Source organism: Streptosporangium jomthongense (genome assembly GCF_042650425.1).
In the GTDB taxonomy this organism is placed as follows: Bacteria; Actinomycetota; Actinomycetes; order Streptosporangiales; family Streptosporangiaceae; genus Streptosporangium.
The window spans coordinates 171,470-198,132 of sequence record NZ_JBHSBC010000019.1 but is presented as its reverse complement, the minus strand read 5'-3'; the positions used below and the strand labels follow the sequence as shown (position 1 = coordinate 198,132).

At 72.2% G+C, this 26,663-nt stretch carries 28 protein-coding genes; 10 read left to right on the top strand and 18 right to left on the bottom strand.

Annotated elements, in window-relative coordinates:
* Positions 1-174: 174 nt before the first annotated feature.
* Complete coding sequence (locus tag ACFOYY_RS19945; RefSeq protein WP_386190628.1) at positions 175-900, bottom strand: thioesterase II family protein; 726 nt, start codon at positions 898-900, stop codon at positions 175-177.
* Positions 901-1,190: 290 nt separating this feature from the next.
* On the opposite strand from ACFOYY_RS19945, the gene ACFOYY_RS19940 reads away from it, so the two are divergent.
* A complete protein-coding gene (locus ACFOYY_RS19940) occupies positions 1,191-2,132 on the top strand; it encodes a cation diffusion facilitator family transporter (RefSeq protein WP_386190625.1) in 942 nt (313 codons plus the stop codon).
* On the opposite strand, the gene ACFOYY_RS19935 is transcribed toward ACFOYY_RS19940, so the two are convergent.
* On the bottom strand, positions 2,124-2,693 hold the full coding sequence (locus tag ACFOYY_RS19935; protein WP_386190622.1) for a TetR/AcrR family transcriptional regulator: 570 nt from the start codon (positions 2,691-2,693) through the stop codon (positions 2,124-2,126). The two genes, ACFOYY_RS19940 and ACFOYY_RS19935, sit on opposite strands and share 9 nt — an antisense overlap.
* 81 nt (positions 2,694-2,774) lie before the next feature.
* Between ACFOYY_RS19935 and ACFOYY_RS19930 the strand changes: the two genes are divergently transcribed.
* Complete coding sequence (locus ACFOYY_RS19930) at positions 2,775-4,346, top strand: MDR family MFS transporter (protein WP_386190619.1); 1,572 nt, start codon at positions 2,775-2,777, stop codon at positions 4,344-4,346.
* A 66-nt stretch (positions 4,347-4,412) separates the two neighbouring features.
* Here ACFOYY_RS19930 and ACFOYY_RS19925 read toward each other — a convergent pair whose 3' ends face one another.
* Together ACFOYY_RS19925 and ACFOYY_RS19920 are read right to left on the bottom strand one after the other, a co-directional pair.
* Positions 4,413-4,949 (bottom strand): carboxymuconolactone decarboxylase family protein, encoded by a 537-nt coding sequence (locus ACFOYY_RS19925; RefSeq protein ID WP_362911559.1) that lies wholly within the window; start codon positions 4,947-4,949, stop codon positions 4,413-4,415.
* On the bottom strand, positions 4,949-5,503 hold the full coding sequence (locus tag ACFOYY_RS19920) for a peroxiredoxin (RefSeq protein ID WP_352011374.1): 555 nt from the start codon (positions 5,501-5,503) through the stop codon (positions 4,949-4,951). The genes ACFOYY_RS19925 and ACFOYY_RS19920 overlap by 1 nt, the downstream gene beginning before the upstream one ends.
* Positions 5,504-5,599: 96 nt before the next feature.
* Between ACFOYY_RS19920 and ACFOYY_RS19915 the strand changes: the two genes are divergently transcribed.
* Positions 5,600-6,544 (top strand): LysR substrate-binding domain-containing protein, encoded by a 945-nt coding sequence (locus ACFOYY_RS19915; protein WP_352011373.1) that lies wholly within the window; start codon positions 5,600-5,602, stop codon positions 6,542-6,544.
* A gap of 9 nt (positions 6,545-6,553) precedes the next feature.
* Here ACFOYY_RS19915 and ACFOYY_RS19910 read toward each other — a convergent pair whose 3' ends face one another.
* Complete coding sequence (locus ACFOYY_RS19910) at positions 6,554-7,723, bottom strand: pyridoxal phosphate-dependent aminotransferase (protein ID WP_386190615.1); 1,170 nt, start codon at positions 7,721-7,723, stop codon at positions 6,554-6,556.
* Positions 7,724-7,835: 112 nt separating this feature from the next.
* Here ACFOYY_RS19910 and ACFOYY_RS19905 point away from each other — a divergent pair, with 112 nt between their 5' ends.
* From ACFOYY_RS19905 to ACFOYY_RS19890, 4 genes are read left to right on the top strand one after another with little or no spacing between them, the layout of a single operon-like run.
* Positions 7,836-8,822, top strand: a complete 987-nt coding sequence (locus ACFOYY_RS19905) for a DUF418 domain-containing protein (RefSeq protein WP_386190613.1) — start codon at positions 7,836-7,838, stop codon at positions 8,820-8,822.
* Positions 8,819-9,637, top strand: coding sequence for a carbon-nitrogen hydrolase family protein (locus ACFOYY_RS19900; protein WP_352011370.1), 819 nt, complete (start codon positions 8,819-8,821; stop codon positions 9,635-9,637). Before ACFOYY_RS19905 ends, ACFOYY_RS19900 begins: the two co-directional genes overlap by 4 nt.
* A 9-nt stretch (positions 9,638-9,646) precedes the next feature.
* Positions 9,647-10,108, top strand: a complete 462-nt coding sequence (locus tag ACFOYY_RS19895) for a hypothetical protein (RefSeq protein ID WP_352011369.1) — start codon at positions 9,647-9,649, stop codon at positions 10,106-10,108.
* Positions 10,105-10,536: a hypothetical protein gene (locus ACFOYY_RS19890; protein ID WP_352011368.1), complete on the top strand. Its 432-nt coding sequence runs from the start codon at positions 10,105-10,107 to the stop codon at positions 10,534-10,536. The genes ACFOYY_RS19895 and ACFOYY_RS19890 overlap by 4 nt, the downstream gene beginning before the upstream one ends.
* Positions 10,537-10,546: 10 nt before the next feature.
* On the opposite strand, the gene ACFOYY_RS19885 is transcribed toward ACFOYY_RS19890, so the two are convergent.
* The gene (locus ACFOYY_RS19885) at positions 10,547-12,055 is read right to left on the bottom strand and encodes a carboxyl transferase domain-containing protein (RefSeq protein WP_386190645.1); all 1,509 of its coding nucleotides are present in this window, start codon (positions 12,053-12,055) and stop codon (positions 10,547-10,549) included.
* A gap of 49 nt (positions 12,056-12,104) precedes the next feature.
* Entirely contained in the window at positions 12,105-13,262 is a 1,158-nt protein-coding gene (locus ACFOYY_RS19880; protein ID WP_386190609.1) for a CaiB/BaiF CoA transferase family protein, read from the bottom strand.
* 155 nt (positions 13,263-13,417) lie between these two features.
* On the opposite strand from ACFOYY_RS19880, the gene ACFOYY_RS19875 reads away from it, so the two are divergent.
* Positions 13,418-14,020, top strand: coding sequence for a uridine kinase family protein (locus tag ACFOYY_RS19875; RefSeq protein ID WP_352011366.1), 603 nt, complete (start codon positions 13,418-13,420; stop codon positions 14,018-14,020).
* Here the strand turns inward: ACFOYY_RS19875 and ACFOYY_RS19870 are convergent.
* Entirely contained in the window at positions 14,005-16,131 is a 2,127-nt protein-coding gene (locus ACFOYY_RS19870) for a hypothetical protein (protein WP_386190606.1), read from the bottom strand. The genes ACFOYY_RS19875 and ACFOYY_RS19870 overlap by 16 nt on opposite strands.
* A gap of 98 nt (positions 16,132-16,229) precedes the next feature.
* Positions 16,230-16,874: a histidine phosphatase family protein gene (locus ACFOYY_RS19865; RefSeq protein WP_386190603.1), complete on the bottom strand. Its 645-nt coding sequence runs from the start codon at positions 16,872-16,874 to the stop codon at positions 16,230-16,232.
* Between the two features lie 69 nt (positions 16,875-16,943).
* Here ACFOYY_RS19865 and ACFOYY_RS19860 point away from each other — a divergent pair, with 69 nt between their 5' ends.
* Positions 16,944-17,336, top strand: a complete 393-nt coding sequence (locus ACFOYY_RS19860; protein ID WP_386190600.1) for a signal peptidase I — start codon at positions 16,944-16,946, stop codon at positions 17,334-17,336.
* Between the two features lie 20 nt (positions 17,337-17,356).
* Here the strand turns inward: ACFOYY_RS19860 and ACFOYY_RS19855 are convergent, their stop codons facing one another.
* A complete protein-coding gene (locus ACFOYY_RS19855; RefSeq protein WP_352011362.1) occupies positions 17,357-17,815 on the bottom strand; it encodes a hypothetical protein in 459 nt (152 codons plus the stop codon).
* Between the two features lie 147 nt (positions 17,816-17,962).
* Here ACFOYY_RS19855 and ACFOYY_RS19850 point away from each other — a divergent pair, with 147 nt between their 5' ends.
* The gene (locus ACFOYY_RS19850; RefSeq protein ID WP_352011361.1) at positions 17,963-18,592 is read left to right on the top strand and encodes a thymidine kinase; all 630 of its coding nucleotides are present in this window, start codon (positions 17,963-17,965) and stop codon (positions 18,590-18,592) included.
* A gap of 43 nt (positions 18,593-18,635) precedes the next feature.
* Here ACFOYY_RS19850 and ACFOYY_RS19845 read toward each other — a convergent pair whose 3' ends face one another.
* Genes ACFOYY_RS19845 through ACFOYY_RS19810 form a run of 8 tightly spaced genes read right to left on the bottom strand, consistent with a single transcriptional unit; the run spans position 18,636 to position 26,547 of the window.
* A complete protein-coding gene (locus ACFOYY_RS19845) occupies positions 18,636-19,313 on the bottom strand; it encodes a DsbA family oxidoreductase (RefSeq protein ID WP_386190596.1) in 678 nt (225 codons plus the stop codon).
* A 46-nt stretch (positions 19,314-19,359) separates the two neighbouring features.
* Positions 19,360-20,262 (bottom strand): hypothetical protein, encoded by a 903-nt coding sequence (locus ACFOYY_RS19840; RefSeq protein WP_362775590.1) that lies wholly within the window; start codon positions 20,260-20,262, stop codon positions 19,360-19,362.
* A 53-nt stretch (positions 20,263-20,315) separates the two neighbouring features.
* Positions 20,316-20,657 (bottom strand): monovalent cation/H(+) antiporter subunit G, encoded by a 342-nt coding sequence (gene mnhG, locus ACFOYY_RS19835; protein ID WP_352011358.1) that lies wholly within the window; start codon positions 20,655-20,657, stop codon positions 20,316-20,318.
* Positions 20,654-20,914 (bottom strand): monovalent cation/H+ antiporter complex subunit F, encoded by a 261-nt coding sequence (locus tag ACFOYY_RS19830; protein ID WP_352011357.1) that lies wholly within the window; start codon positions 20,912-20,914, stop codon positions 20,654-20,656. Before ACFOYY_RS19830 ends, mnhG begins: the two co-directional genes overlap by 4 nt.
* The gene (locus tag ACFOYY_RS19825) at positions 20,911-21,462 is read right to left on the bottom strand and encodes a Na+/H+ antiporter subunit E (protein WP_352011356.1); all 552 of its coding nucleotides are present in this window, start codon (positions 21,460-21,462) and stop codon (positions 20,911-20,913) included. The genes ACFOYY_RS19830 and ACFOYY_RS19825 overlap by 4 nt, the downstream gene beginning before the upstream one ends.
* Positions 21,459-23,072, bottom strand: a complete 1,614-nt coding sequence (locus tag ACFOYY_RS19820) for a Na+/H+ antiporter subunit D (protein WP_386190591.1) — start codon at positions 23,070-23,072, stop codon at positions 21,459-21,461. Before ACFOYY_RS19820 ends, ACFOYY_RS19825 begins: the two co-directional genes overlap by 4 nt.
* A complete protein-coding gene (locus tag ACFOYY_RS19815; protein WP_352011354.1) occupies positions 23,072-23,767 on the bottom strand; it encodes a Na(+)/H(+) antiporter subunit C in 696 nt (231 codons plus the stop codon). The genes ACFOYY_RS19820 and ACFOYY_RS19815 overlap by 1 nt, the downstream gene beginning before the upstream one ends.
* On the bottom strand, positions 23,764-26,547 hold the full coding sequence (locus ACFOYY_RS19810) for a Na+/H+ antiporter subunit A (RefSeq protein ID WP_386190588.1): 2,784 nt from the start codon (positions 26,545-26,547) through the stop codon (positions 23,764-23,766). Before ACFOYY_RS19810 ends, ACFOYY_RS19815 begins: the two co-directional genes overlap by 4 nt.
* Positions 26,548-26,663 lie beyond the last annotated feature (116 nt).

Below are 26,663 nucleotides of genomic sequence, written 5' to 3'. Positions count from 1 at the left end.
TGGACTGAGGAACGCAGGAGCGAAGCGACGCAGAGACGAGGGAAAGCACCGACCCAAAGCGCCCAAGCCCGCGACGCCGCAGGCGGAGCAAAGGGACACAACCCGCGACGCCGCCAGGCGGAGCAAAGGGACACAACCCGCGACGCCGAAGGCGGCGCAAAGAGACACAACCCCCTACCCCATCCTCCGTAGGATCTCGGCCACCACGGCGGCGCGTTGGGGCTGGAGGTAGAAGTGGCCGCCGGACAGGATCGTCAGGGAGAAGCCGGACTCCGTGCGGGCCTGCCACTCCTTGGCCTGCAGCGGGGTGACCACCGGGTCGGTGTCGCCGACGATGACGGAGATGGGGGTGCGCAGCGCGGGCCCGGGGGTGTGGCGGTACTCCTCGACCAGGCGGAAGTCGGCCCTGATGTAGGGGAAGACGACCTCTCTCATCGCCGGGTGGGAGAGGATCTCAAGCTCGGTCCCGCCGAGTTTGGTCATCTCGGCCAGAAAGGCCTCGTCGTCGTAGGAGGAGATCTCCCGCCTGCGTCTGGGCTCGTGCGGGGCGGCGCTTCCCGAGACGAACAGCCGGACGGGGCCGTTCCCCCCGGCTTCGAGTGCCCTGGTGGTCTCGTAGGCGACGATCGCGCCCATGCTGTGCCCGAACAGCACGACGTCCCGGTCCATCAGGGGCCGGATCTCCTCGACGACGGGGCCGACGATCTCGTGGATGTCGGCGGGCATGGGGTCGCCGAACCGGTCCGCCCTGCCCGGCAGCTGCACGCCGTACGGCTCGACCGATCCGGGGAGCAGGTCGGGCCAGTCGCGGTAGGCGGTGACCGAGCCGCCCGCGTGCGCGAAGCAGATCAGCCGCGTGGTGGCCCTCGGCCTGGGCTTGAGGGTACGCAGCCAGGTCATGTTGGTTCCTTCCGTGCTGTGGACTGGGGCGGCGCGGCGGCCGTCCCTCCATGATCGCCCCTCGGGTGCGGACGGCGCGAGGGGGACGGCCACTTGGGCCGTTTCGGAGATGACCGGCACCGGACAGTGCGGGGTGCGGGGATTCCCGGGTGACGGGTGGGGAACCAGTGTTGTGCGGGTCGCGCATTTCCTGTCCTGCCGGTGCCTCCGCGCTTCAGATCTTGTGCTGTTAGGCTTACCTTTCTTAACGTCTGAGCAACTGTTCAAGTGTTGATGAGGCGGGTCTCGGGATGGGTCACGGCCACGGACATGGGCATGGACACGGGCACGGCCACGGCCACGGCCACGGGGCGAACTCCGACCGTCGCTACCTGGTCGCGGCACTCGTTCTGCTGACGGTCTTCATGGCGGCCGAGGTCGTGGTCGGCGTCATCGCCAACTCCATCGCTCTGGTCTCGGACGCGGGACACATGCTCACCGACGCGGCCTCCATCGCCCTGGCCCTGGTGGCGATGAGCATGGCGGCCCGTCCCGCCAGCGGCGCCTACACCTTCGGCTGGAAACGCGCCGAGATCCTCTCGGCCGCGATCAACGGGCTGACGTTCGTGGCGCTCGTCGTCTACTTCGTCTACGAGGGCGTTCGGCGGCTCCTGCAGCCTCCGGAGGTGACGGGGGCGCTGGTCCTCGGCACGGCACTGGTCGGCATCGGGGTCAACGCCGCCGCGGCCTGGCTCATCGCCAGGGCCGACCGCGGCAGCCTCAACGTCGAGGGCGCCTTCCAGCACATCCTCAACGACATGTACGCCTTCGTGGCGACCGCGGTCGCGGGGGCGGTCGTCTGGCTCACCGGCTGGGGCAGGGCGGACGCGATCGCCGCCCTGGTCGTGGCGGCCCTGATGGGCAAGGCCGCCTACGGCCTGCTGCGCGAGGCCGGGCGCATCCTGTTCGAGGCGGCGCCCCCCGGCGCGCCCCCGGCTGAGGTGAGCGCGGCCATCGCCGCCCACACCGAGGTCACCGGGGTCGACGACCTGCACGTGTGGACCGTGACCAGCGGGCTGTCCGCGCTGTCGGCGCACGTGACCGTCGCGCCGGGCGGTGACTGCCACCGGGTCCGCCGCGAGCTGGCCGACCTGCTGCACGAGCGCTTCCACATCGACCACAGCACGCTGCAGGTCGACCACGTCCCGGGTGCCGCCTGCCGGATCGCCGCGGGCCGCGACAGGTCAGCCTGACGCCTCCCCGAGGCAGGCCTCGAAGACCTTCGTGAACCGCGCGACCACGGCCTCCCTGCCCGCCTCGTCGAACGCGCCCGGCCCGAAGAGCCGGCGCAGCGTGCCCGCGCCCGCCACGAGCGCGGTGGCGGCGGTCGCCCCGATGAGGGCCTCCCGGGCGGGCAGGCACGCGGCCAGCGGCTCCAGGATCGCCGAACGGACCCGGTCCCTGACGATCTCGTGGATCTCCGGGCAGACCGTCGAACGGCTGAGCGTCGCCAGCACCGGCCCCTCCTCCCGCGAGCCGAGCAGGTCGGCGACGTACTCGGCCAGGCGCCGGGGCAGCTGCTCACGCGGGACGTCCAGCACCCCGGGAAAGCGTCCCCGTACGGCCAGCACCTCGGCGAACAGTGCTCGCTTCGTGCCGAAGTAGCGGTTGATCAGGGCGATGTTGACCCCCGCCTCGGCGGAGATGAGCCGCATCGTCACCTGGTCGTAGCCGAGTTCGGCGAACAGACGGCGGGCGGTGTCCAGGATGCGGCACCTTGTGCCCTCCCTGTCACGACGCCGTATCTCGTCCACTTTCCCATTCCTTCCAGATTTGACGGGTAAACAAGCGTCTACTAACTTCATGTGTATCGTACATACATTGGGGGATGGTCCATGCTGACCGAACAACAGGTCCAGGCCGAGGCGGCCCCGAGGTTCACCCACAGACAGGTGCTGGAGATCCTGGCCGGCCTGATGCTCGCCATGCTGACGTCGATGATCTCGACGTCCGTGGTGGGGACCGCGCTCCCGACGATCGTGGGCACGCTCGGCGGTCAGGACCAGCTCGCCTGGGTCGCCAGCGCGACGCTGCTGACCATGACCGCCTCGACCCCGCTGTGGGGCAAGCTGTCGGACCTGTACGGCCGCAAGTTCATGTTCCAGGCCGCCCTGCTGGTCTTCGTGCTCTCCTCGGTCGCCGCGGGCTTCTCCCAGGACATGGGCCAGCTCATCGCGGCCAGGGCCGTACAGGGGATCGGCGCGGGCGGCCTGGCGGCACTGCCGCAGATCATCCTCGGCGACGTGGTCGAGCCGAGGGAGCGGGGCCGCTACTCCGGCTACATCGGCGCGGTCTTCGGCGTCTCCACCGTCGCGGGACCGCTCCTCGGCGGCTTCGTCGTGGACAACATGTCCTGGCGCTGGACGTTCTGGATCTGTGTGCCGCTGGCCGTGGTCGCCTTCTTCGTCATCCAGCGGGTGCTCAACCTGCCGCCGTCCCACCGCGCGGCCAAGGTCGACTGGTGGGGCGCGACCTTCATCACCGGCGGCACGACCGCGCTGATGCTGCTGCTGTCACTCGGCGGCAAGGAGTTCGCCTGGAGCTCCGGCTGGACCTACGGGCTCGGCGCGCTGAGCCTGGTGCTGTTCGGCCTGGCCGTCCTCGCCGAGCGCCGGGCGGCCGACCCGATCCTGCCCCCGCACCTGTTCCGCAACCACACCTTCGTGCTCACCTGCCTGGCCTCGCTGCTGGTCGGCGCCGCGATGTTCGGCGCGCTGATGTTCCTGCCGCAGTACCTGCAGATCGTCAAGAACATGAGCCCGACCGCCTCCGGCCTGATGACGCTGCCCATGGTGCTCGGCCTGCTCGCCTCCTCCATCGCCGTCGGCCGCTTCGTCACCAGGACCGGCCGCTGGAAGGCCTTCCCCGTCGTGGGCATGCTGCTGGTCGGCCTCGGGCTGTTCCTGCTCTCCCGGCTGCACGTCGACAGCTCACTGGTGAGCGTCGGCGTCGACATCACGGTGCTCGGCGTCGGGCTCGGCGCCTCCATGCAGATCCTGATCCTGGCCGCGCAGAACGCCGTCACCCGCGCCGACATGGCCTCGACCACCTCCGGCGTGACGTTCTTCCGCTCCCTCGGCGGCGCGGTCGGCGTGGCCGCGTTCGGCGCGATCCTGTCCAACCGGCTCACCTCCGAGCTGGTCTCCCTCGCCAAGGCCGCCCATCTGCCCCTGACCGGTGGCGCGGCGCCCAGCCTCGGCTCCCCCGCCGCGATTCACCGTCTGCCGGCGCCGGTGCTCGAAGTGATCCTTGAGGCCTTCACCCGGGCCATCCACACGGTCTTCCTGGTCGGCGTGCCGATCGCCGTACTGGCCGCGCTGGCGGCGCTGATGCTCAAGGAGCTCCCGCTGCGCTCGGCGCGGGGCGCGGCGCCCGCGGCGCAGGGCGACCTCGCCGACGCGAGCTGACGCCAGACACGAAGAAGGGCAGGCACAAAGAAGGGGCGGGTGCACACCCGCCCCTTCTTCGCTGTCTCAGACCGTGGCCAGAGCGGCCTCCGACTCCAGCACCGCCGCGACGGCGTTGACGACCGCGGCGATCCGGATGGCCTCCTGGATCTGCTCGCGGGGCAGCCCCGCCTTGCGCAGCACCTGCTCGTGGGACTCCAGGCAGCGGCCGCAGCCGCCGATCGCGGAGACCGCGAGCGACCAGAGCTCGAAGTCGACCTTGTCCACGCCCGGGTTCCCGATGATGGTCATGCGGAGCTTGGCGGGCATGGTCGCGTAGGTCTCGTCACCGATCAGGTGCATCGACCGGTAGTAGACGTTGTTCATCGCCATGATCGCGGCGGCGCCCTTGGCCGCCCTGAACGCCTCGGCGGACAGGACGTCGGCCGCCTCGGCCGCGATCTCGGCGATCACGCGCTGGGACCTCGTCGCCGCCGCGCAGGCGAGCAGCGTCCCCCAGAGCTGCTGCTCGCCGAGCGAGGAGGTCGTGACGAGCGAGCCCAGGTTGAGCTTGACGTCCTTGGCGTAGTCGGGAAGGGCGCCCTTGAGGTTGTCGACGGACATCAGACGCCGGCCAGCAGTTGCTTCGCGTCCAGACCGGCCTCGCCCTTGTTCCAGTTGCAGGGGCACAGCTCGTCGGACTGGAGGGCGTCGAGGACCCGCAGGACCTCCTTGACGTTGCGGCCGACCGAACCGGCGGTCACCATGACGAACTGGATCTCGTTGTTCTGGTCGACGATGAAGGTGGCGCGCTGGGCGACACCGTCGGAGCCGAGGATGCCCAGCGCCGACGACAGCTCCCGCTTGATGTCGGACAGCATGGGGAAGGGCAGGTCACGCAGGTCGGGGTGGTCCTTGCGCCAGGCGTGGTGGACGAACTCGGAGTCGACCGAGAAACCCAGGACCTGGGCGTCGCGGTCGGCGAACTCGCCTTCGAGACGGCCGAACTCGGCGATCTCGGTCGGACAGACGAAGGTGAAGTCCTTGGGCCACGCGAAGTAGACCTTCCACTTGCCCTCGTAGGACTTGTGGTCGATCTGGGCGAACGCGCTGTCCGCGTCCAGGGAGACACAGGCGGTCAGCTCGAACTCAGGGAAGCGGTCACCGATGGTGAGCAAGTCCGGTTCTCCTTCACAGGGGACGTCGTTGTCGGAGCCCAGACTGCCGCACCTAGCATTGATTCGAGAAATCGAGCAGTCGAACGAATCTGACAGGTGATCCTTATCAGTGAGCCAACCCCCACCCTCGCTCAACTGCGGGCATTCCTCGCGGTCGCCGATCATCTGCACTTCCGGGAGGCGGCCTCCGCGCTGCGGATGAGCCAGCCCGCGCTGTCGAGCGCGGTCTCCGCCCTTGAGGAGACCCTGCACACCCGGTTACTCGAACGGACCACCAGGAAGGTCCTGCTGACCCCCTCGGGCGAGCGGGTCGCGGTGCACGCGGCGCGGGTGCTCAAGGCGGTCGAGGACCTCATGGGTGAGGTCGCCCAGAACCGGGAGCCGTTCAACGGCCCCGCGCACCTGGGGGTGATCCCCACGGTCGCCCCCTACGTGCTGCCCGCGTTGCTGCCGATGTTCTCGCGGCGCTTCCCCAGGCTCAAGCTGACCGTGCACGAGGCCAAGACCGAGACCATCCTGGAGGAGGTGCGTGAGGGCCGTCTCGACATGGTGATGCTCGCGCTGCCGACCGAGGTGACCGGACTGGTCGAGGAGCCCCTCTACGAGGAGGACTTCCTGCTCGCCTTCTCCCCCGACCACCCCATGGCCGGGGATGACACGCCGCTGGACCGCGAGGCGCTCAAGGGGCTGGACATCGTGCTGCTCAACCAGGGCCACTGCCTGCGCGAACAGGCCATCGACGTGTGCCGTGAAGTCGGCGCGCGGGCGACGGCGGCCACCTACGCCACCAGCCTGCCGACCCTGGTCCAGCTCGTCGCGGGCGGTCTCGGGGTGACGCTTCTGCCCGAGTCGGCGGTCCCGGTCGAGACGGGCAAGCGGGTACGGCTGGCGCTGCGCCGCTTCGCCGACCCCGCCCCCGGCAGGACCATCGGCCTGGCCTACCGCGCCAGCTCGGCCAGGTCCGCCGAGTACGGCCTGCTCGCCAGGGCCGTCCGCTCGGCGCTGCGCGCCAGACGCCTGCCGGTCAGGATCGTCGGCTGAACGGCGCGCTCACCGGCCCGCCAGACGGCCGAGGCGGGCGACGGCCTCGTCGATGACCTCCTCCTTCTTGCAGAAGGCGAAGCGGACGAAGTGGCTGCCGCGTCCGGGGTCGGCGTAGAAGACCTGGGTGGGAATGGCCACCACGCCCGCCAGGTCCGGCAGCTCACGGGCCAGGGTGAGGCCGTCGGTGAAGCCGAGGGGGCGGATGTCGGTCTGCACGAAGTAGGTGCCCGAGGGGCGGTAGACCTCGAAGCCCGCCGCGGACAGCCCGGCCGTCAGGCGGTCGCGCTTGGCCTGCAGGGCCGCGCGCTGCCCGGAGACCCACTCCATCTCGTGGCGCAGGGCGTGGGCGACGGCCAGCTGCCAGGGGGCCGAGGCGGTGAAGGTGAGGAACTGCTTGACGGTCTGCACGGCGCGCACGAGCGGGGACGGCCCGCACACCCAGCCCGTCTTCCAGCCGGTGACCGAGAAGGTCTTGCCCGCCGAGGAGATCATCACGGTGCGCTCGCGCATGCCGGGCAGGGTGGCCGGCGGGATGTGCTCGACACCGTCGAAGGTGAGGTGCTCGTAGACCTCGTCGGTGACGGCCACCAGGTCATGCTCCCTGCACAGCAGGGCGATCTCCTCAAGCTCGGCGCGGGTGAGGACGGTCCCCGTCGGGTTGTGCGGTGAGTTGACCAGGATCGCCCTGGTACGCGGGCCGACGGCGGCGCGCAGTTCCGCCGGGTCGAAGGTGAAGCGTCCCTCGACCGGGCGCAGGGTGACCGGGCGCAGCACGGCCCCGGCCAGGGCGATGGCGGCGGCGTAGGAGTCGTAGTAGGGCTCGAAGGCGATCACCTCGTCTCCCGGCTCGCACAGCGCCAGGATCGAGGCCGCGATCGCCTCGGTCGCGCCGACGGTGACCAGGATCTCGCCGTCGGGGTCGTAGTCGAGGCCGTAGCAGGCCTTGCGGTGCTCGGAGACGGCCTGGCGCAGGTCGGGGACGCCGGGGCCGGGAGGGTACTGGTTGGCCCCCTCCCTGATCGCCGCCGCCGCGCGTTCCAGCATCGCGGCGGGCCCGTCGGTGTCGGGAAAGCCCTGTCCCAGATTGATCGAACCGGTCCGTACGGCGAGCGCCGACATCTCGGAGAAGATCGTCGTGCCGAACGCGCGCATCCGCGCCACCAGGGGATCGTTCACACGGCAACAGTAGACCGGGGCGCGTGACAGATCGAGTGCCAGCCCGACGACCTAGATTTGTATGGGCTTGTCGTCTTATGACAGAGGTCGTCTAGGCGAGATGGATTGCGCGGTGATACGTCTGTTTCCTGTGACCCATACGGCTCCCGCATCCGGAAGGCTCCACGAGCTGGACGCGCTACGCGGGTTCGCGGTGTGCGGGATCATGCTGGTCAACACCTGGCAGCACCTTCGTGAGCGCGCGCCCGGCGCCGAGCGCGGTGCCGTCGACTGGGTCGTGGAGAATCTCGGACAGAGCCGTTTCTATCCAATCTTCTCCGTGCTTTTCGGGATGAGCCTTGTGCTGTTCCTCGATTCGGCCGCCGCGCGCACCGGCCGTCCCAGGCTCGTGCTGCTGCGCCGCCTGGCCGTGCTCGGGATGCTCGGCCTGCTCCACCAGACGGTGAACCCGGGCGAGGTGCTCCTGCCGTACGCGATCCTCGGGGCGCTGGTGCTGCTGCCCGCCTCGTTCCTGCCGCGCCGGGGGGTGCTGCTGCTCGGGATCGTCGTGACGGTGTGGGGGGTGCGCGAGGGCGGCGGCGTCATCCTCATCCCCGGTCTGTTCCTGCTGGGCATGGCGATGATGGAGTACGGGCCGCCGCGGTGGCCGGTGGGGCCCGCCTTCGTGGCCGGTACGGCGCTGGCCGTCGTCCTCGGCTACCTGTGGGTCAGGGCGACGGCCGGGGACCGCACGTTCTACTTCCGCGGCCTCTACCCCACGGCCGGGCTCGCCGCCGCGACGGCCTACTGCACGGGGCTGCTGCTGCTCCTGCGAACCCGGGCGCGCGGGCCGCTGCTGGCGGTCCTGGCGCCGCTCGGCCGGATGGCGCTGACGAACTATCTGACGAGCACCCTGGTCATCCTGGCGGCGCTGCCGTTGCTGGCCGCGGACCCGACCAGGATCACGGTGGTCGCGCTGACGGTCAGCGTCCTGGCCGCGCAGGTGTTCCTCAGCAGGGCGTGGCTGCGGGGGCACCGCTACGGCCCGCTGGAGTGGGGATGGCGATGCCTGACGTGGCTGGAACGGGTGCCCAACCGCCGGATAGGGTCGAGGACGTGACGCGCATCGCACTGTGCCAGATCCCGGTCTCCGAGGACCCCGCCGTCAACCTGTCCCGCGCCCGCGAGGCCCTGCGCTCCGCCGCCGAGGACGGCGCCGAGCTGGCGATCCTCCCCGAGGCCACCCTCACCCGGTACGGCAGGCGGATCACCGGCCTGGCCGAGCCCCTGGACGGGCCGTTCGTCACCGGGCTCGCCGAGGCCGCCAAGGAGTCCGGCCTCGCGGTCGTCGCCGGGGTGTTCGAGACCGGAGAGGCCGGGACCGGAGAGACAGGGCGGGGCCGGGTGTACAACACCGCCGTCGCCCTCGACGAGACGGGCGCGCTCCTGGCCGCCTACCGGAAGATCCACCTGTTCGACTCCTTCGGCGCCAAGGAGTCGGAGCTGGTCGTCCCCGGTGAGGAGCCGGTGGTCGTCGAGCTGGCCGGGCTTCGGGTCGGCCTGGTCACCTGCTACGACGTCCGCTTCCCCGAGCTGGGCAGGGCGCTGGCCGACCGGGGGGCCGACCTGTTCGCGGTGATCGCCGCCTGGGGGTCGGGCCCGATGAAGGAGGAGCACTGGGCGACCCTGGTGCGGGCCCGCGCGATCGAGAACACCACCTGGGTCGCGGCCGTCGGGCAGGCGCCGAACCCCGAGGCCGCCGACGGTTTCGGGATCGGCAGGAGCATGCTCGTCGACCCGATGGGCGTCGTCCACACCGACCTGGGGCCCGCGCCCGCGGTGCGGACGTGCGTGCTCGACCCCCAGGTCACGATTGCCACCCGGAATGCCCTGCCCTGCTTGGAACACCGGCGGCTTCAGGTCGGCAGATCGTAAAATGCGACCGTGAGTGAGCCACCTGGGCGTAGAACGCAGATGCAGAAGGTCATCCCGCCCCGACTGCTCGTGCCCTATCTCGCGGGCAGGCGCAGCGTCATATCGGGATATGTCTACCGCGTGCAGGACTGCGCCCGCCTGACAACGCCCGCCCAGCTCTTCGCGGGCCTCGACCTGGGCTTCGAGGGCTCCGAGCTGACCACGGCCGTCCCGGAGCTGTACCTCATGCGCTGGTTCGCCCGTGACGTCGACGCCTACGCCGTCCCCTACGGCCCGCACATGGGAGGCGACTGGAACGACGTCCCCCCGTTCGCGGGCAACGGCTTCACCACCTCGCGTGAGCACGTCGTGCCCCAGTTCCACACCACACCCGTGCCGATCCCAGCGGGAGCCGAGATCATCCACGTGACACCCGGCGAAGAGCGCCTGTTCGGCCGTTACGACGGCCTCGCCTGGCGGCGGGCCTCGTGAGCGACGTGATCGAACCGGTGGCATCCGGTTTCCTGGCGCGCTACGGCGAGCGGACCCACGTCGCGGCGCTGGGCCCCGGTGACTCCGAGGTCGTGCTGTTCGCCAAGGAGGCCCGGCAGGGCTTCGAACGTCTCTCCGGCTACTGGCGGGCCGTGGTGCCCCGCGAGGAGCTGGAGTGGCTGGTGCTGGTGCGCACGGTCGGGGCGTTCGGCGGCGAGCCGTGCCTGGTCCTCGACGTCTCCGAGGAGAACGGCGAGGAGAGCCTGCACATCGCCTACACCGGTCACAGCGGGCTGAAGGCCGAGGCGCTCGGCTACTGGATGGTCGACCACGGCGCCTACGAGGTCGTCGTCCCCCGTGACGAGGTCTTCTCCATCCGCGTCGAGCGCGTCCCCCTGTCCCTCACCCCGGCCGAGCCGGAGTCGTGACGTCCCGGCCTCAGGCCGGGTCCGCCCGCCCGCCGAGCGCCCGGTAGCGCGCCAGGCGGGCGGTGAGCCGGTCGGCCGGGGCCGGCCGCAGCAGTCCGGCGATCTCGTGTTCCAGGGCGTGCGCGACCCTGCGGGAGAAGGCCTCCGGCTCGTAGGCGGCGTCGGGCAGCTCCGGGATGATCCGGTCGACGATGCCGTCGCGCCGCAGGTCGGTCGACTTCACCCGTTGCGCGGCGGCGGTCTCCGGGGCGAAGTCGACGCTCCGGTACAGCAGCGCCGAGGCGCCCTCCGGCGGCAACGGGGACAGCCAGGCGTGCTGGGCGCACAACACGCGGTCTGCGGGCAGCAGCGCCAGGGCGGCGCCGCCTGCGCCCTCACCGAGCAGCAGGCAGACCGTCGGTGCCCCGAGCGTGACCAGGTCGGCCAGGCAGCGGGCGATCTCCGCGGCCAGGCCGCCCTCCTCGGCCGCCTTGGACAGCGCGGCCCCTGGGGTGTCGACCACCGTGACCAGCGGCAGGCCCAGTTCCGCGGCCAGGCGCATCCCCCGCCGGGCGACCCTGAGCCCGGCGGGACCGAAGGGGGCCGTGACCCTTCTGCGGCCCCGGTCCTGGCCGAGCACGACGGCCGGGGCCTCACCGAACCTGGCCAGCGCGATGAGCAGGCCGGGGTCCGCCTCCCCCTCGCCGCTGCCGTTGAGCGGGGTGACGTCGCGGGCGCCGTACCCGAGCAGCTCACGCACGCCGGGGCGGTCGTCCCTGCGGGAACGGGTGACGGCGTCCCACGCCTGGACCGGGGGGACGTGCTCGTCCGGCTCCCGCCCTGCGGGCCGTATCTCACGCGGGGCGCACAGCACGGACAGGGCCCGGACGGCGAGCCGCCTGGCCTCAGGGGCGGGAACGACCGCGTCGAGCAGGCCGTGGGCCAGGAGGTTCTCCGCGACCTGGACGCCCTCGGGAAAGGGGTAGCCGTGCAGCGACTCGAAGATCCTGGGGCCCAGGAACCCGATCAGGGCGCCGGGCTCGGCCATGGTGACGTGCCCGAGCGACCCCCACGAGGCGAAGACCCCGCCCGTGGTCGGGTGCCGCAGATAGACCAGGTACGGCAGGCCCGCGGCGCGGTGGGCGGCGACCGCGGCGGTGATCTTCACCATCTGCACGAAGGCCGGGGCGCCCTCCTGCATCCGGGTGCCGCCCGAGGCCGGGGCGGCCAGCAGCGGGAGCCGTTCCGCGGTCGCCCGCTCGATCGCGGCGGTGAGCCGTTCGGCGGCGGCGAACCCGATCGATCCGGCGAGGAAGGAGAACTCGCAGGCGGCGAAGGCCACCCTGCGGCCGTCGAGCAGCCCCTCCCCGGTGACGACCGACTCGTCGTAGCCGCTCCTGGCGCGGGCCTGGGCCAGCTCCTCCGCGTAGCCGGAACCCTCGGGTGCGGGATCGGCGGGCGTCCGGTCCCACGACCGCCACGTCCCGGGGTCGAGGAAGGCGTCGATCAGCGCGCGGGCGTCGGGACGCACGAGGTTCATACCCCGGCTCTCCGGCCCGCGCGGCAGGGTGGGTACGAGGAAGAGGTCGTCATCTTTCACGTTCCTCCAGCCACGCGAGGACCTCGTCGTTGTGCTCGCCGAGCGCGGGCGGGGCGGTGTGCCGCATGGGCGGGTCGCCGTCGAAGCGCAGCGGCGGCCCGGGAAGCTCGATCGTGCCCAGGACCGGGTGGTCGACCTCGACGACCAGGCCCTGGGAGCGTGTCTGCTCCCAGGCGTAGACCTCGTCGATCGTCCTGATCGCCCCGGCGGGCACCCCGATCCCGGCGAACGCCTCCAGCCAGTGGGCGCGGCCGTGCCCGGCCAGGGCCCGTTCGATGTCGGCGATCAGGCGGGGGCGGTGCGCGAAGCGTTCCCTGTTCGTCGCGTACTCCGGGGTCAGCGGGTCGATGCCGAGCAGGCCGGCGACCTTGCGCCACTGGGCGTCGTTGGCCACCGCGATCTGGAGCATGCCGTCGGCGCAGCGGAAGGCGCCGTAGGGGGCGATGGAGGCGTGGTGGTTGCCGCCCGCGCCGGGCACCCGCCCCCCGACAGTCCAGGCCGTGCCGTGGTAGGAGTGCACGCCGGTCACCGCGGCCAGCAGCGAGGTCCGCACGACCTTGCCCCGCCCGGTCCGCTCCCGCTCGTAGAGCGCGGCGACCACGCCGTAGGCGCCGTGAATGCCGCCGAGCAGGTCGGCGATGGAGGCCCCCACCCGGTACGGCTCCGCGGGCGAGGGGCCGGTCAGGCTCATCAGTCCCGCCTCGCCCTGGGCGATCTGGTCGTAGCCGGGCCTGCCGCCCTCGGGGCCGTCGTGCCCGAACCCGGTGATCGACAGCACGACGAGACGGGGGTTGAGTTCGTGCAGCCGCTCGACGCCGAACCCGAGGCGGTCCAGGACGCCGGTGCGGAAGTTCTCGACCAGGACGTCGCTCTGCCGTACCAGGCGTTCGATGAGGGTCCTGCCCTCGGCGGACTTCATGTCCACGGTGATGGAGCGCTTGTTGCGGTTGGCCGCGAGGAAGTAGGTGGAGATGTCGTGGCCGGGACCGACGAAGGGCGGTCCCCAGCTCCGGGACTCGTCGCCCGCCTCCGGCTGTTCCACCTTGATCACCCGGGCTCCGAGGTCACCGAGCATCTGTGCCGCGTGCGGTCCCGCCAGGGCGCGGGAGAGGTCGAGTACGACGATGTCGCCGAGGGCTCCGTGCAAGATCAACCTCCATTGGTGGTCGCCGAGCCTAGCCGAATCGGGACGGGAAAGGGGTGTCCCCCGCCACCGGCCGCCCCGCCCATCGAAGATCTTCCCAGCCCTCCGTCCGGCCCCTCCATCCGGCCTGGGACCGCCATGGGGTCCATCATGGAGGAATGGACGAGATCGTCTCCTTCGAGCGGCTCGCGGACACGGTCCTGCGGCTTCCCCCGTCGTGCGGCCCCGTCCGGCTCGTCACGGTCGACGGCCCCGCCGGGTCGGGCAAGACGACCTTCGCGCGGCGTCTCGGCGCGGCGCTCGGGGCGCAGGTCGTCTCCAGCGACGACTTCCCCGTGCCGTGGGACGAGGTGCCCAGGGAGTGGTTCCGGCTGGTCGAGGAGCAGGTGCTCGGCCCGCTCGCCGCGGGTGAGCCGGGGGGCTACCGGCGCTTCGACTGGGCCGGTGGCGGTTACGCGGAGCGGGTCGAGGTGCCCGTCGCGCCCGCGCTGGTCCTCGAAGGGGTGAGCACGGCCCGCCGTACGGCCCCGGCCGCCCTCGCGGTGTGGGTGTGCGCGTCCGCCGAGGTCCGCCGGGCCCGGGTGCTGGCCAGGGACGGCGCGCAGCTGGCCGAGCAGTGGCGGCGCTGGTGGCGGGCCGAGGAGACGTGGTTCGCCGCCGACGACACCCGCGCCAGGGCGGACCTGCTGGTCGACGGGGCCCGGGTCCCTGGGGAGTTCGTCAGGGTGCCCCGCGACCGGGTCCGTCAGGGCCTCGCGTGAACCGTCCCCGGCGTCTCCCCCGAAGCCGTGACGGGGAGAGCGTCCGGGGCCGCGGAGACGGGTTCCGCCGCGCAGGGGGCGCCGCCGCAGACGTCGACGACCACACCCTCTCGCAGGAAGTGGGCCTTCTGCACGCGGGCCTCCGGGGAGTTGCGCGGGTCATGGTGCGGGTCCCTGCCGTAGGCGGTGCCCAGCGGCGGCGTGTTGGTCCGCGGCGGGGTGACGGCCCCGCTGTCCCAGACGACGAGCGCCGACCCGGCGTACGGGCGGGGCGGCAGCGCCCTGATCCCCCAGTAGGGGGCGACGTCGGGGTCGCGGCCCGCGGCGACGGCGGGCTGGTGGACACGGGCGCCGATCGTGCGCGCCTCGACCTGTGCGGTCACGGTGGAGACCTGGTGGTCGCCGTAGGCGACGTGCAGCAGCACCCGGTGCCTGGGTGAGCCGGGCAGCGGGTCGTCGGTCAGGTGCTGGGCGTAGCCGTTGGTCTCCGCCCGGTCCCAGAGCATCTGCATGAGCGCGAAGCAGACCTGCTGGGTCAGCCGGTCGGGGTAGGCCTCGTCCATGATCCGCTGGAACGGCTGGAAGGCGGTGCTGCGGTTGAGCAGGGTGCTGTAGTTCATACCCGTCACCCCGAGCACGGCGTTGCGCACGTCGGGGGAGACCGCGACCAGTGCGCCGCCCGAGATGCCGCCCTGGCTGTTGCCGTCGTAGGCGAGCCCGGCCCGCCGGTCGAACAGTGGCCTGCCCTGTTCGTCCCTGAACGCCCGGTGGCCGGTGAACCCGTCCCTGCCGACCATGGCGCGGCCGAGGAGGACGAAGTTCAGCAGGCTCTGCTGCAGCCGGTCGGGGACGGTGCCGAACGCGGACAGGTCGCGGAACACGCCCGCCACATGCTGGACGTCCTCCTCCGACATGCCGATCCACGCGGTGGCGCAGAAGACGAAGCCCTGCTGCCCGGCCATCTCCCGCACGTCACGGGAGCGCACCTCGGCGGCCCTGCCGAGCAGGCCGTGGCCGTACAGGGCGGGGGTCGCGGGTCTGGTGAAGGCCGAGCGCGGGATCACGCACTGGTAGCGCGTCCGCAGCGTGTCGCCGAGCGGGCGCGGCCTGCCGTCCTGGTCCCGGTTGAGGCGCGCCCCCGGCGGCGCGCCGGGCTTGTCGAGGTAGTTCGGGACCTGGATCTCCCCGGTGACCTCGCGGGCGATGTCGGGGTCCTGGGCCTCGGTGAGGTCGGTCACCGAGGCCACGGTGAAGCGCGGCGCGGCCCCCCTGAGCGCGCGCAGTGCCTCATCGCGCATGCTCAGCACGGGACCGGCCAGGCCCCGCCCGCTGGCCACGGTGAAGTCCCAGGCGAGGTGGAGCCCCCGCCTGTCGACCCCGGCTGTCGCGAGGTCGGCGAGGGTCCTGCGCAGCGCGCGCTGCCGTACGGCGAGCGGGTCCCCCAGGGGGAGGTCGGCGCCGGTGAGCCTGGTGAAGGTCTCCGGGGCCCGCAGGGGGACGCCCGAGGCGTCCTTCAGGCCGCGCAGCGCGACGGCGTATCGGTGGCCCTCGATGAGGTTCCTCGCGGGTCTGACGATCAGCGCCCGCCGGGCCGGGTCGGTCGTCCCCGCGTCGAGCTCCGCCCAGTACGGCCAGCGCTCCCCGGTCACGGTGTCCACGATCACGATGGGGGCGTCGCGCCGCAGGGACCACCCGATGTCGGTGACGGGCGCCGCCCCCGTCCTGGCGAGGTCGAGGCCCGGCACGTGGGCCAGCAGCATGGACCCCGGGGAGAAGCCGTCGGCGGTGTTCCACGACGCCGGGTCGACGGGGGTGCCCTCCTCGTTGCGGGGCATGGCACCGGCGGACAGTTCGACCCGCAGGCCGGTCGCGGTGCGCGCGTTCACGGTGAACCAGTCGTTGGGGAAGGGCAGCAGGCACTCGTGGCCCGCGATCGGGTCGCAGCCCGCGTCCTTCGCCCCGGGAGCGGCGGCCGGCGGCACGGACGTCGAGGAGGCGGCCGGGACCGAGTCGGAGGGCGGGGCGGGGGCCAGGACGGGCAGCACGGGCCTGGGGCCCATCGCCGAGACCACGGCCAGCACGAGACTCGCCACCATCGCGCGCGGACGCATGCCTGTGCCTCCCTGAGCCTCGCCGGTGCCGGACACCCGTGACTAGCGCAGCAGACCGCAGGAAAGACCGTCCGTCAATGGGTGATCGACGAATGGGTTCAGAGTGATATGTCCCTCAGATGCCCGTCGTCGTTGAAGATCTCGGCCCGCGAGCCACGCCAGACCGAGACCGAGGCGTTCGTGACCGGCGCGAACGCGGCGACCGAGTCCAGCGCGACCCCCTCGATCACGTGTTTGAGCATCAGCACCACCGCGTCGTGCGCGACGACCAGCACCCGCCGACCGGCGTACCCGGCGCGCATGTCACCGACCACCGCGCGCACCCGGTCCGCGACGTCGGAGAAACACTCCCCGCCGGGAGGGCGGTAGCCGTACTCGGCCCGCAGCAGTGACCGCGCCTCCTCGGGGAAGCGCCGCATGATGGCGGCCAGGTTCATCCCCGCGAGCTCGCCCATCAGGCGGTCGCCGAGCCTGGCGTCGAACCGTACCTCGGGGACGGCGCTCAGCTCGGCCGCGGCCAGTTCCCAGGTCTGCACGGCCCGCCGGTACGGCGAGCACCACACCACGTCGGGCCCCCGCTCCCGCGCCAGGCGCCTGCCGAGGGCGCTCGCCTGCCGTCTGCCGAGCGGGGTGAGCGGGACGTCCTCGTCGGCGCCGGTCAGGACGACGGCCGTCCCGCTCGCCTGCGCCCTGGCGTAGGCCACGTTGGACTCGCTCTGGCCGTGGCGTACCGCGGTGATCATCGAGGGCATGTCCTCAGCCAACCTCGCCGTGAACGTCCGCGCAAGACCCGGCTGCTAACGTCCGGTCACATGGACGACGGCGTTTACGTGGGCAACGCGGGCGAGGACGCGGCACTGGACCGGGGATGGATCCTGGGGCACTTCAAGGAGGCCGGGGACCCGCGGCACAGCGAGGACGTGGAGATCAAGTGGGGGGTCCACCCGCCCGGCGACCGGCGGGCCCGGTGGGTGCGGGGTGAGGAGCGCACGGCGCTCCTGGTCCTCGTCAGCGGCCGTTTCCGCGTGGAGCTGCCCGGCCGCAGCGTCCTGCTCGAACGCCAGGGTGACTACGTCGTGTGGGGCAGGGGCGTCGACCACTCCTGGGTCGCCGAGGAGGAGTCGGTCGTGCTGACGGTCAGGTGGCCGTCCGTGCCCGGCTACGCGGTCGCCCCGATGGAGCGCCCGCCGCTCGTCCAGAGCTGACACCGGGCACGGACCCGGGTTCAGCGGCGGCGGGGGCCCATGGTCGAGCCGATCACCGAGTCCGCGTCGTGGGCGTGCACCTTGGCCGCGAGCCGGATGGCCATCTCGCTCGTACGGCGCAGCTCGGCCTCGACCCTGTCCTTGCCCGACTGGCCGACCTGGACGCCGAAGTAGGCGCCGATGATCGCGCCGGAGACGCCGACGAGCCCGGCGAACGGGGCGGTCGAGTCGCCGCCGCGCATGGCGATCACCACGAAGGCGACCAGGATGACGACAAGGCCCGTCACCACGACGTAGAACCCGTAGCGCCAGCGGGCCGCCTCGGCCTTGGCGGCCACGGCCTCGTCCTCGGTCATCATCGCCGCGAGCGCGACGGGGATCTCGACGGTCTCGCCCGTCGGGGCCGTCGGGGGGACCGCGGAGGTGTTCACCGCGGGTGACTTGATGACGGGCGGAGCGGAGTTCTTGGTGGTCGTCACAGGTTCTCCCACTTCTCGTTAGAGCCTCAACGAGGCTCCCACGCTTTACACGAACAAGCCAATCGAAAGGTGTCGCGCGGGACCTGACTCCCTTACCGGTGTACCGCGCCCCAAACCCCCGTCGAAGAACCACTAGGCTGGCCGCCTGTGACCGAACCGTCCGCGCTCTCCGCCGTCCCCACCGGAACCAGGGACGGCGTGCTCCGCTTCTACTTCGGCCCGATGGACTGCGGCAAGTCCACACTGGCCCTGCAGATGAACTACAACCATCGGCGTCAGGGCAGGCACGGTCTGGTGCTGACCAAGCACGACCGTTCCGGCGACGCCAGGGTGACCAGCAGGATCGGCCTGGGCAGCGAGGCCGTCGAGGTGGTCGACGGCCTCGACCTGGTCGAGCTGGTGCGCGGGCAGCGGCGCGTCGACTACGTGATCTGCGACGAGGCGTGCTTCTACACGGTGGAGCAGATCGAGCAGCTGGCCGACCTCACCGACGACTTCGGCATCGACGTCTACGCCTTCGGCCTGGCCTCGGACTTCCGGTCGCAGATGTTCCCCGCCGCCCAGCGCCTGTTCGAGCTGGCCGACGAGATCAACCGGCTGCAGGTCGAGGTGCTGTGCTGGTGCGGCAGGCCCGGCAGGCTGAACGCCCGTGTGGTCGGGGGCAGGCTGGTGCGCACCGGGGAACAGGTCGTCATCGGCGACACGGGTGAGGCGCCGATCCGCTACCAGGTGCTCTGCCGCCGCCACTACCGCGCGGGCGATCTCGGCGACGCCTGACGTCCGCCCGGGGCCCGGCCGGACGTCAGGCGAGGGCGGGGCGTCAGATCGCGCAGTGGCCGTCGTCGCAGGCCTCGCCGGTCTCCGCCGTCCCGGGGGTCTGCCCGGTCCGCTCGGCGACCTCCTCAAGGGCGGCGAGCAGCGTGTCCTCCGGCTGGGCGCCGGAGACCGCGAACTGGCCCTCGAACAGGAACAGCGGGACGGAGGAGACGCCCAGGGAGCGGGCCCTGAACAGCTCCTGGCGGACCTGCTCCGTCCCGCCGGGGCCGTCGAGGTCGGCCTTGACGTCCAGGTCCGTGGCGATCGTGGCCAGGACCTCGCGGGAGCCGACGTCGAGGCCGTCGGTGAAGTGGGCGGCGAACAGGCGGTACAGCGCCTCCTCCCCCCTGCCCTGCTCGTCGGCGATCTGGATGAGCCGGTGCGCGTCGAGGGTGTTGGCGTGGACGGCGCGGTCGAAGCGCATCTCAAGGCCGTCCTGGGCGGCGACCTGGGTCACGTGGGCGAACATCTGCCGCGCGCGTTCCTGGCCGCCGAACTTGGCCGCGGCCCAGGTGAGCAGGGGTGACCCGGTGGACTCGGCGTCCGGTGCGAGCTGGAAGGGCCGTAGCCCGATCTCGACCTCGCCGCCGGTGGCCCGGTAGCGCTCGACGGCGCGGGCGAAGCGGGTGTGACCGATGTAGCACCAGGGACAGACCACGTCCGAGTAGATTTCAACCTTCACAGAAGGCTGCAACCAGGGCGAAGCCCCACTGATTCCGGAAACGAGGTCAGATGGCCGAGGCGATGTCCTCAAGCCGGGCGGCGAGACGTTCCCTGTCTCCCTCGGCCAGCGCGGCGGCGGCGCGCCACCAGCCAAACCACTCTCCGCTGCGCCACATCCAGTCGGCCCGTTCGATCGCGGCGACGACGTCGCCCCTGTCCCGCCAGGCCTCGCCGACGTCCTCGGTGTGCGCCCCGTGGCGCAGCGCCCAGGCGCGCAGGATCTCGGCGGCGGCGGGGTCGACCGGCTGCGCGTAGGGGTCGGGGTCCTCACCGGCGAGCCGGTGCGGGCCGAGCCCCGCGGCGACGCCCCAGCTCCACTGCGCCTCGGCCGGACGGGAGTAGCGCAGCGAGTGGAAGTCCAGGTTGGAGCCGAGGGTGTCGTCCGCGCGGGCGACCACGACCGCGTCGAGCCTGCCGCCGACGTCGAAGGAGACCAGGACCCGTTCGCCGGGCCGTACGTTCCCCGGCAGGTCGATCCGGTCCTCCGCCTGCCAGGAGTTCAGGTCGGTCGCCGCCAGGGGGCTCCCCCACTGCTCGTCCGCGGCGTCGTCGGCGATCCAGGCGGCGAGCATCTCCAGCACGGTCAGGTCGGTCCACGGGTCGATCGCGGTCGCGGTGCGCAGCACCTCGTCAGGGGAGGGCAGCTTCTCCCCCCTGGACCGCGACCACCACTCCTCGCCGAGGTCCCGGGTGCCGACCAGCAGCGCGGCGAGCGCCGCCAGCTCGGCCGACCTGCGGGTGAGCGCGACCCCCCTGACGAGGTCCGCGCAGAGCGTGGCCCGTTCGGCGCCGAGCACGGCCCGCGCCTCGCCGAGCAGCGTCACGGCGTCGGGTTGTCCTGCTCCGAAAAGGTCACGAACCAGTCTTCTGGCCTCGGTTCGGGCGTCCTCCGCACGTTCCTCGCGCATACGCGTCAGATTACGCCGGGAGCCAACCTCGCGCGAGGGTTGCGCGCCGTCGCTCACCGGCCGGCGTCCTCGCCGGGGATGGCCGTACCGTCGTCGCCGTCGCCGCCGGCCGAGGAGGCGTTCCTGTGGGCCGCGCGGCCGACCATGTAGGCGGCGACGGTCGCGGTGATCACCTGGAACACCCCGGTCAGCAGCAGCGTCCCCGCGACGGCCCAGGTGGGGTGGCGCAGCCACATGGCCAGCAGGACCAGCTGCAGGCCGAGCACCTGGGGCTTGGTCGCCGGATGCATGCGCGACAGGGTTCCGTGGAACCGGAACATCCCCACCCCGGCGGCCAGGGCGAAGGCGGCGCCGAGCAGCACGCACACCGCCGCGGCCACCTCAAGCGGGGTCACCGGACCCGCCCGGAGAAGAACCTGGCCAGCGAGACCGACCCGACGAACCCGACGAGGGACAGCACCAGCAGCACCGGCAGCGCGGAGTAGGCGCCCAGGGCCGTCGCCCCCGCCGCGATCCCGCACATCACCACGGCAGTGAGCACGTCGAGCGCGACCGCCCTGTCCAGCATGGACGGGCCGCGCACCAGCCTGGTGAGCGTCAGCGCCGCCGCGCAGCCGAGCAACGCGAGCGCCGTCAGGTACACCGCCGTCACCGAAGTTCCTCCCTGTCCTGTGAGGTGCCGAAGGCCGCGACGATGGCGCCCTCCAGACGGGTCACGTCGGCCTGGACCGTGGCGGGGACGTCCCCCTCGACCCCGAGCACGTGCAGGACCAGTCGCCTGTCCGCGAAGCGCGCCTCAAGGACCAGGCTGCCGGGAAGCGCCGACAGGGCGATCGTGACCAGCACGGTCATCACCTCCGACGAGGTGCGCAGCCGTACGGTGACCACCTCGACGGGCGGCTGGACGCCCAGGCGCAGCGCCCAGAGGGCGACCCTGAAGCTGGACATCACCAGGTCGCCCGCGAAGCGGGCCAGGAAGACGGCCGCCGCGACCGGGTGGATCCTGACGCCGGAGTCGAGTACGGGCAGCGGCAGCGCCCAGACGATGACCGTGGAGGCCAGCAGGCCGCCGAGCACGTTGCCCACGCTCGGATCGCCCCACAGCAGCAGCCAGACCACGGTCAGCCAGACCACCTCGCCCGGCGGGACCGGCCTGCCCAGCAGACGCGGCACCCGCCCTGCCCCGCCCGTCGCCCTCACCGCGCGCTCCCCAGGACCGCCGAGATGTACGGCTCGCGGGCGAGCAGTTCCGCGGCCGTCCGGCTGGTCAGGGCCGACAACGGCCCGGCGAGGACGGTGTAGGAGAGCCCGAGCACCACCAGGGCCGTGGTCGCGCCCAGCATCGGCGCGGGCATGGTGGCGCTGGTGACGATCTCCCGCCCGGTGATCCCCTCGGTGCCGGGCGCCCTGGTGAGCGTGGTCTCCTCGCTCTCCAGCACGGTTCCCGGCCGGTCGGCCGCACCCGGGGCCGGAGCCCGCCAGAACGCCTTGCTCCAGGCCGTGGACATGGCGTACAGGGTCAGCAGGCTCGTCACCAGGCCGCCCGCCACGAGGATGAGCGGCAGGGCTCCCCCGGCGGCGATCCCGGCCTGGACGAGGTTGAGTTTGCCCAGGAAGCCGGACATCGGGGGGATGCCGGCCAGGTTCATCGCGGGGACGAAGAAGAGGACCGCGATGACCGGAGCCAGCCGCATCAGACCACCGAGGTCGTCCAGGGAGGTGGTGCCCGCGCGCCGCTCGATCAGCCCGGTCACCAGGAACAGGCTGGTCTGCACGGTGATGTGGTGGACGACGTAGAAGACCGCGCCCGACATGCCCGCGGCGGTCGAGAGCCCGACCCCGAAGACCATGTAGCCGATGTGGCTGACCAGCGTGAAGGAGAGCATCCGTTTGATGTCGGTCTGGGCGACGGCGCCGAAGATCCCGACCAGCATCGTCAGCAGCGCCGCCCACATCAGCAGGACGCTGACCGGGCCGCCGGGGAACAGCAGCGCCTCCAGCCTGATGACGGAGTAGATGCCGACCTTGGTGAGCAGCCCGGCGAACAGGGCCGTGGCGGGGGCGGGCGCGGTCGGGTAGGAGTCGGGCAGCCACGCCGACATCGGGAAGATCGCGGCCTTGACCACGAAGACCAGCAGGAGCGTCAGCTCGACCAGCAGCTTGAGGTAGTCGGGCAGCATCTGGAACCGTTCGGCGAGCTGGGCCATCGACACGGTGCCCGTCGCTCCGTAGGAGACCGCGATCCCGACCAGGAACAGCAGTGAGGAGGCCAGGCCGATCACCACGTAGGTGGCGCCCGCGCGGATGCGGGACTCGGTCCCGCCGAAGGTGAGCAGCACGTAGGAGCCGCTGAGCAGCATCTCGAAGGCGACGAAGAGGTTGAACAGGTCACCGGAGAGGAAGGCGTCGGAGACACCCGCCACCATGATCAGGTAGGCCGGGTGGAAGATCGCCAGTGGGGCGGCGTACTCCTGGTCGGCGTAGGCCTGCGCCAGCGAGTAGACCATCACGCACAGCGTCACCGCCGAGGAGACCACCAGCATCAGCGAGGAGAGGCGGTCGGCGACCAGGGCGATGCCGACCGGGGCGGCCCAGCCGCCGAGGTGCGTGGCCAGCGGCCCGCCGCCGTCGGCCGCGGCCAGCAGGAGCACCGAGACCACGAGCACCGCGGTGAGCGTGACCACACTGATGAGCGCCTGGAGCCTGCGCGACCTGCCGCCGATGGCGAGCTTGAGCCCGGCCGCGAACAGCGGCAGCAGCACCGGCACCGCGACCAGTTCCCGTGCCACCCCCTCCACCGCCTGCGCCATCAGTCGTCCCCCTCCAACTCCGGGTCCTGCGCCCTGGCCTGCCGTTCCCTGTCCTGCCTGATCGCCTCCCGCATCTCGGCGCGCGCCTGGCGGCGCCGTTCGCGCAGCCTCCTGCGGATCCTGCGCTCCCGCGCGGCCTGCTCCCGCTCCCTGCGGGCGAACTCGGCGCGCAGCCTGGCGGCCCGCTCGCCGCCGCCCTCCTTCGAGGCCTCCTCGGCGTCACGGCGTTCGCGTTCGCGCCTGGCCTCGTCGAGGCGGGCCAGCTCGGCCCGCTGCTGCCTGACCAGGCGCCGGTAGGCCTCGCGCCTGGCGAGCACGGACCTGGCCAGCTCCCCTCTGCGGGCGCGCAGCCGTACCCTGCGGTCCTCGGTGTCGTCCTGTACCTCGTCGCCGCCGGTGAGCTGCCAGGAGCGGTGGACCATGGCCAGCAGGAACGCGGTGACGCCCAGGGTGATCACCAGGGAGGTGAGGACCATGGCCTGCGGCAGCGGGTCGGCCATCCGCTCGACGGGGGAGACGCCGAGGATCGGCGGCTCACCCGCGGGACCGCCCGTCAGGACGATCAGCAGGTTGACGCCGTTGCCGAGCAGGATGACGCCCACGAGCAGGCGCACCAGGCTGCGTTCGAGCAGCAGCGCCACCCCGGCCGCGACCATCGTGCCCGAGGCGGCGAACGGCACCAGCGAGACGGTCACCGGCCCTCCTCCTCGATCTGCCGGTCGAGCTCGCCGCCCAGGCTGCGCAGGAAGTCCTGGACCATGCCGACGACCGCGGCGTAGACGCCGACGTCGAACAGCAGCACGGTCGACAGGTGGAGCGTGCCGACCAGCGGGACCTGCACGTCGGCCGCGAGCATGGTCAGCGGGGTCCCGGAGAACAGCAGCCCGACGAGGGCGGTGACCGTCGAGAGCAGCAGGCCGAAGCCGATCAGCACCCCGGCGTGCGCGGGCACCGCCAGGGCCAGTTCGTAGCGTCCGCCCGCGAGGTAGCGGACCACCAGCGCCAGCCCGGCCACGATGCCGCCCGCGAAGCCGCCCCCGACCGCGCTGTGCCCGGTGAACAGCAGGAAGACCGAGATGAGCAGCACGGTGTGGAAGATCAGCCGGGCCACGATCTCCAGGACGGCGGCCCGCTCCCCCTTCGGCAGGGTCGCCGCCAGCCAGTGCGGTCCCCGCTCGGGGCCGGGTTCCCCCGACGGGCGTTCCAGCGTGTAGGTGCGACGGCGCAGGAAGACCAGGCTGGTGACGCCGAGGGTGAGGACGACGAGCACGGAGCTCTCCCCCATGGTGTCCCAGGCCCGGATGTCCACCAGAAGGGCGCTGACGGCGTTGGAGGCCCCGGCCCTGCGGGCGGCCTCGGGGATCAGCGCCCCGACGGGGGGCGCCTGGCGGGCGGAGACGGCCAGCATCCCGGCGACGGTCACGACGACGCCGCTGACCGCGCCGAGGCCGAGCCGTACGCCGAGGGGCACCCTGGGCCTGCCCTCCCTGGGGCCGAGCGGGAGTCTGCGCAGCACGAGCACGAAGACCACCAGGCTCAGCGTCTCGGTGAGGAACTGGGTGAGCGCCAGGTCGGGTGAGCCGTGGACGAGGAACAGCAGGGCCGTGCCGTACCCGGTCAGGCCCGCGACCAGGGCGAGCACGATGTGCGTGCGGATCCGCGGGGCGAGGGCGGCGACGGCCACCAGCAGCGCCCCGACCAGGGGTTGTTCCGGGCGGGTCCAGGAGGCGACGTCGAGGTGGACGTCCGGCGTGGGGCCGTACAGCGCGGCGAAGACCCCGATGCCCGCGACGGAGACGAACGCGATGATGAGGTAGTCGGTCAGCGAGCCCCGCTGGGTGACCCCGGTCAGCTGCAGGGAGAAGCGTTCCAGGCCCCGCATCAGCGCCCAGTAGACCCGTCCCGAGTCCACGAGCCGCAGCACCCGTCCCACCCGTTCGACGAGCCCGCCCGCCGCGAACAGCAGCGCCCCGCCGCACAGGGCCGCGGCCGACAGCAGCAGCGGCGTGAGCGCCCCGGTCCACAGCGCGAGGTGGACGTGGCCGGTGCCGGGAAAGGTGCCGGTGTAGCCCTCCATCGCCCGGCCGTACCAGGAGGCCAGGGGGGCGAGCACCACGCCCAGTACGGCCAGCAGCGCGGGCGGGGTGAAGGTCGCCGCGGCGGCGGGGCTCGCCGGGGTCGGCGCGAGGCCGCGTCCGCCGCCGAAGGTCCCCCACAGGAACCTGGCGCTGTAGGCGACGGTGAGCATGGAACCGGCGACGACGACCGCGAGCGCCACGGTGTCGGCGGTCCGCCCGGTCAGCAGCGACTCGAAGGCCGCCTCCTTGCCGACGAACCCCAGCGTCGGCGGTATCCCGGCCATCGAGACCGTCGCGGCCGTCGCCACCGCGCACAGCCACGGCGCCGAACGCCACAGGCCGTTCAGCTCGCGCAGGTCACGGGTGCCGGTGGCGTGGTCGACGACGCCGACGACCAGGAACAGCGACGCCTTGAACAGGGCGTGCCCGAGCAGCACGGCCACGCCCGCGAGCGCGGTGTCCCGGGTCCCGGCGCCGAACAGCGCCGTCATGAAGCCGAGCTGGCTGACCGTGCCGTAGGCGAGCAGCCGTTTGATGTCGTACTCGCGCAGCGCCCGCCACCCGGCCAGCAGCATGGTGAGCAGACCGAGGGGTACGGCGACCGCCCGCCAGACGGGCAGCGTGCCGAAGGCGGGGCCGAACCTGGCCAGCAGGTAGACGCCGGCCTTGACCATCGCGGCGGCGTGCAGGTAGGCGGAGACCGGGGTCGGGGCCGCCATCGCGGCGGGCAGCCACATGCTGAACGGGAAGATCGCCGATTTCGACAGGGCCCCGGCCAGGAGCAGGACGACCGCCGCCGGGACCAGGGCGCCGGAGGGCGGGTCCGCGACGATCCGCGAGATCCGGTAGGTGCCCGCGCTCTCGCCGAGGATGACCATCCCGGCCAGCATGGCCAGTCCTCCGGCGGCGGTGACGGTCAGCGCCTGGGTGGCCGCCCTGCGGGCCTGCCTGCTGCGCGGGTCCTGGCCGATCAGCAGGTAGGAGAAGACCGTGGTCAGCTCCCAGAACACGTACAGCAGCAGCAGGTTGTCGGCGACGACCAGGCCGAGCATCGCCCCGGCGAAGGCGACGAGGACCCCGCCGAACCGGCCGAGCCCCTCCTCGCCCGCCTCGAAGTAGCGCGCGCAGTAGACCAGCACCAGCGCGCCGACCCCGGTGACCAGCGCCATCATGAGCACGCCGAGCGCGTCGGCGCGGAAGTCCAGGTCGAGTCCGAGGGCGGGCGCCCAGGTGTGGCTCGACCCGGCGGGGACGCCCGTCAGGGCGATCCACAGCGTGTGGGCGAACCCGCAGGCGGGCGCGACGGCGAGCACGGGGAAGGCGCCGCGCCCGAGACAACGGGCCAGCGCCGGGGCGCACATCGCCGCGACGGCGTGCAGGATCAGCAGCGACTCCATGTTCCCCCGGGCACCGTCGTGGTCGGCACAGCGTCGGCACCGTGTCGGCACAGCCCAAAGTCCCAGAAGCCGGATGTTTCCTCGCCTGGCGCACCGGCGCCTTGACCCGAAAAGCG

What these genes read in the sequence shown, in the direction of transcription:
- ACFOYY_RS19840 (WP_362775590.1), bottom strand. Translation starts at nt 20,262, where the DNA reads ATGCGCGAGGAACGTGCGGAGGACGCCCGAACCGAGGCCAGAAGACTG.
- ACFOYY_RS19940 (WP_386190625.1), top strand. Translation starts at nt 1,191, where the DNA reads ATGGGTCACGGCCACGGACATGGGCATGGACACGGGCACGGCCACGGC.
- ACFOYY_RS19930 (WP_386190619.1), top strand. Translation starts at nt 2,775, where the DNA reads ATGCTGACCGAACAACAGGTCCAGGCCGAGGCGGCCCCGAGGTTCACC.
- ACFOYY_RS19860 (WP_386190600.1), top strand. Translation starts at nt 16,944, where the DNA reads ATGGACGACGGCGTTTACGTGGGCAACGCGGGCGAGGACGCGGCACTG.
- ACFOYY_RS19870 (WP_386190606.1), bottom strand. Translation starts at nt 16,131, where the DNA reads ATGCGTCCGCGCGCGATGGTGGCGAGTCTCGTGCTGGCCGTGGTCTCG.
- ACFOYY_RS19945 (WP_386190628.1), bottom strand. Translation starts at nt 900, where the DNA reads ATGACCTGGCTGCGTACCCTCAAGCCCAGGCCGAGGGCCACCACGCGG.
- ACFOYY_RS19865 (WP_386190603.1), bottom strand. Translation starts at nt 16,874, where the DNA reads ATGATCACCGCGGTACGCCACGGCCAGAGCGAGTCCAACGTGGCCTAC.
- ACFOYY_RS19875 (WP_352011366.1), top strand. Translation starts at nt 13,418, where the DNA reads ATGGACGAGATCGTCTCCTTCGAGCGGCTCGCGGACACGGTCCTGCGG.
- ACFOYY_RS19885 (WP_386190645.1), bottom strand. Translation starts at nt 12,055, where the DNA reads ATGAACCTCGTGCGTCCCGACGCCCGCGCGCTGATCGACGCCTTCCTC.
- ACFOYY_RS19820 (WP_386190591.1), bottom strand. Translation starts at nt 23,072, where the DNA reads ATGGCGCAGGCGGTGGAGGGGGTGGCACGGGAACTGGTCGCGGTGCCG.
- ACFOYY_RS19810 (WP_386190588.1), bottom strand. Translation starts at nt 26,547, where the DNA reads ATGGAGTCGCTGCTGATCCTGCACGCCGTCGCGGCGATGTGCGCCCCG.
- ACFOYY_RS19925 (WP_362911559.1), bottom strand. Translation starts at nt 4,949, where the DNA reads ATGTCCGTCGACAACCTCAAGGGCGCCCTTCCCGACTACGCCAAGGAC.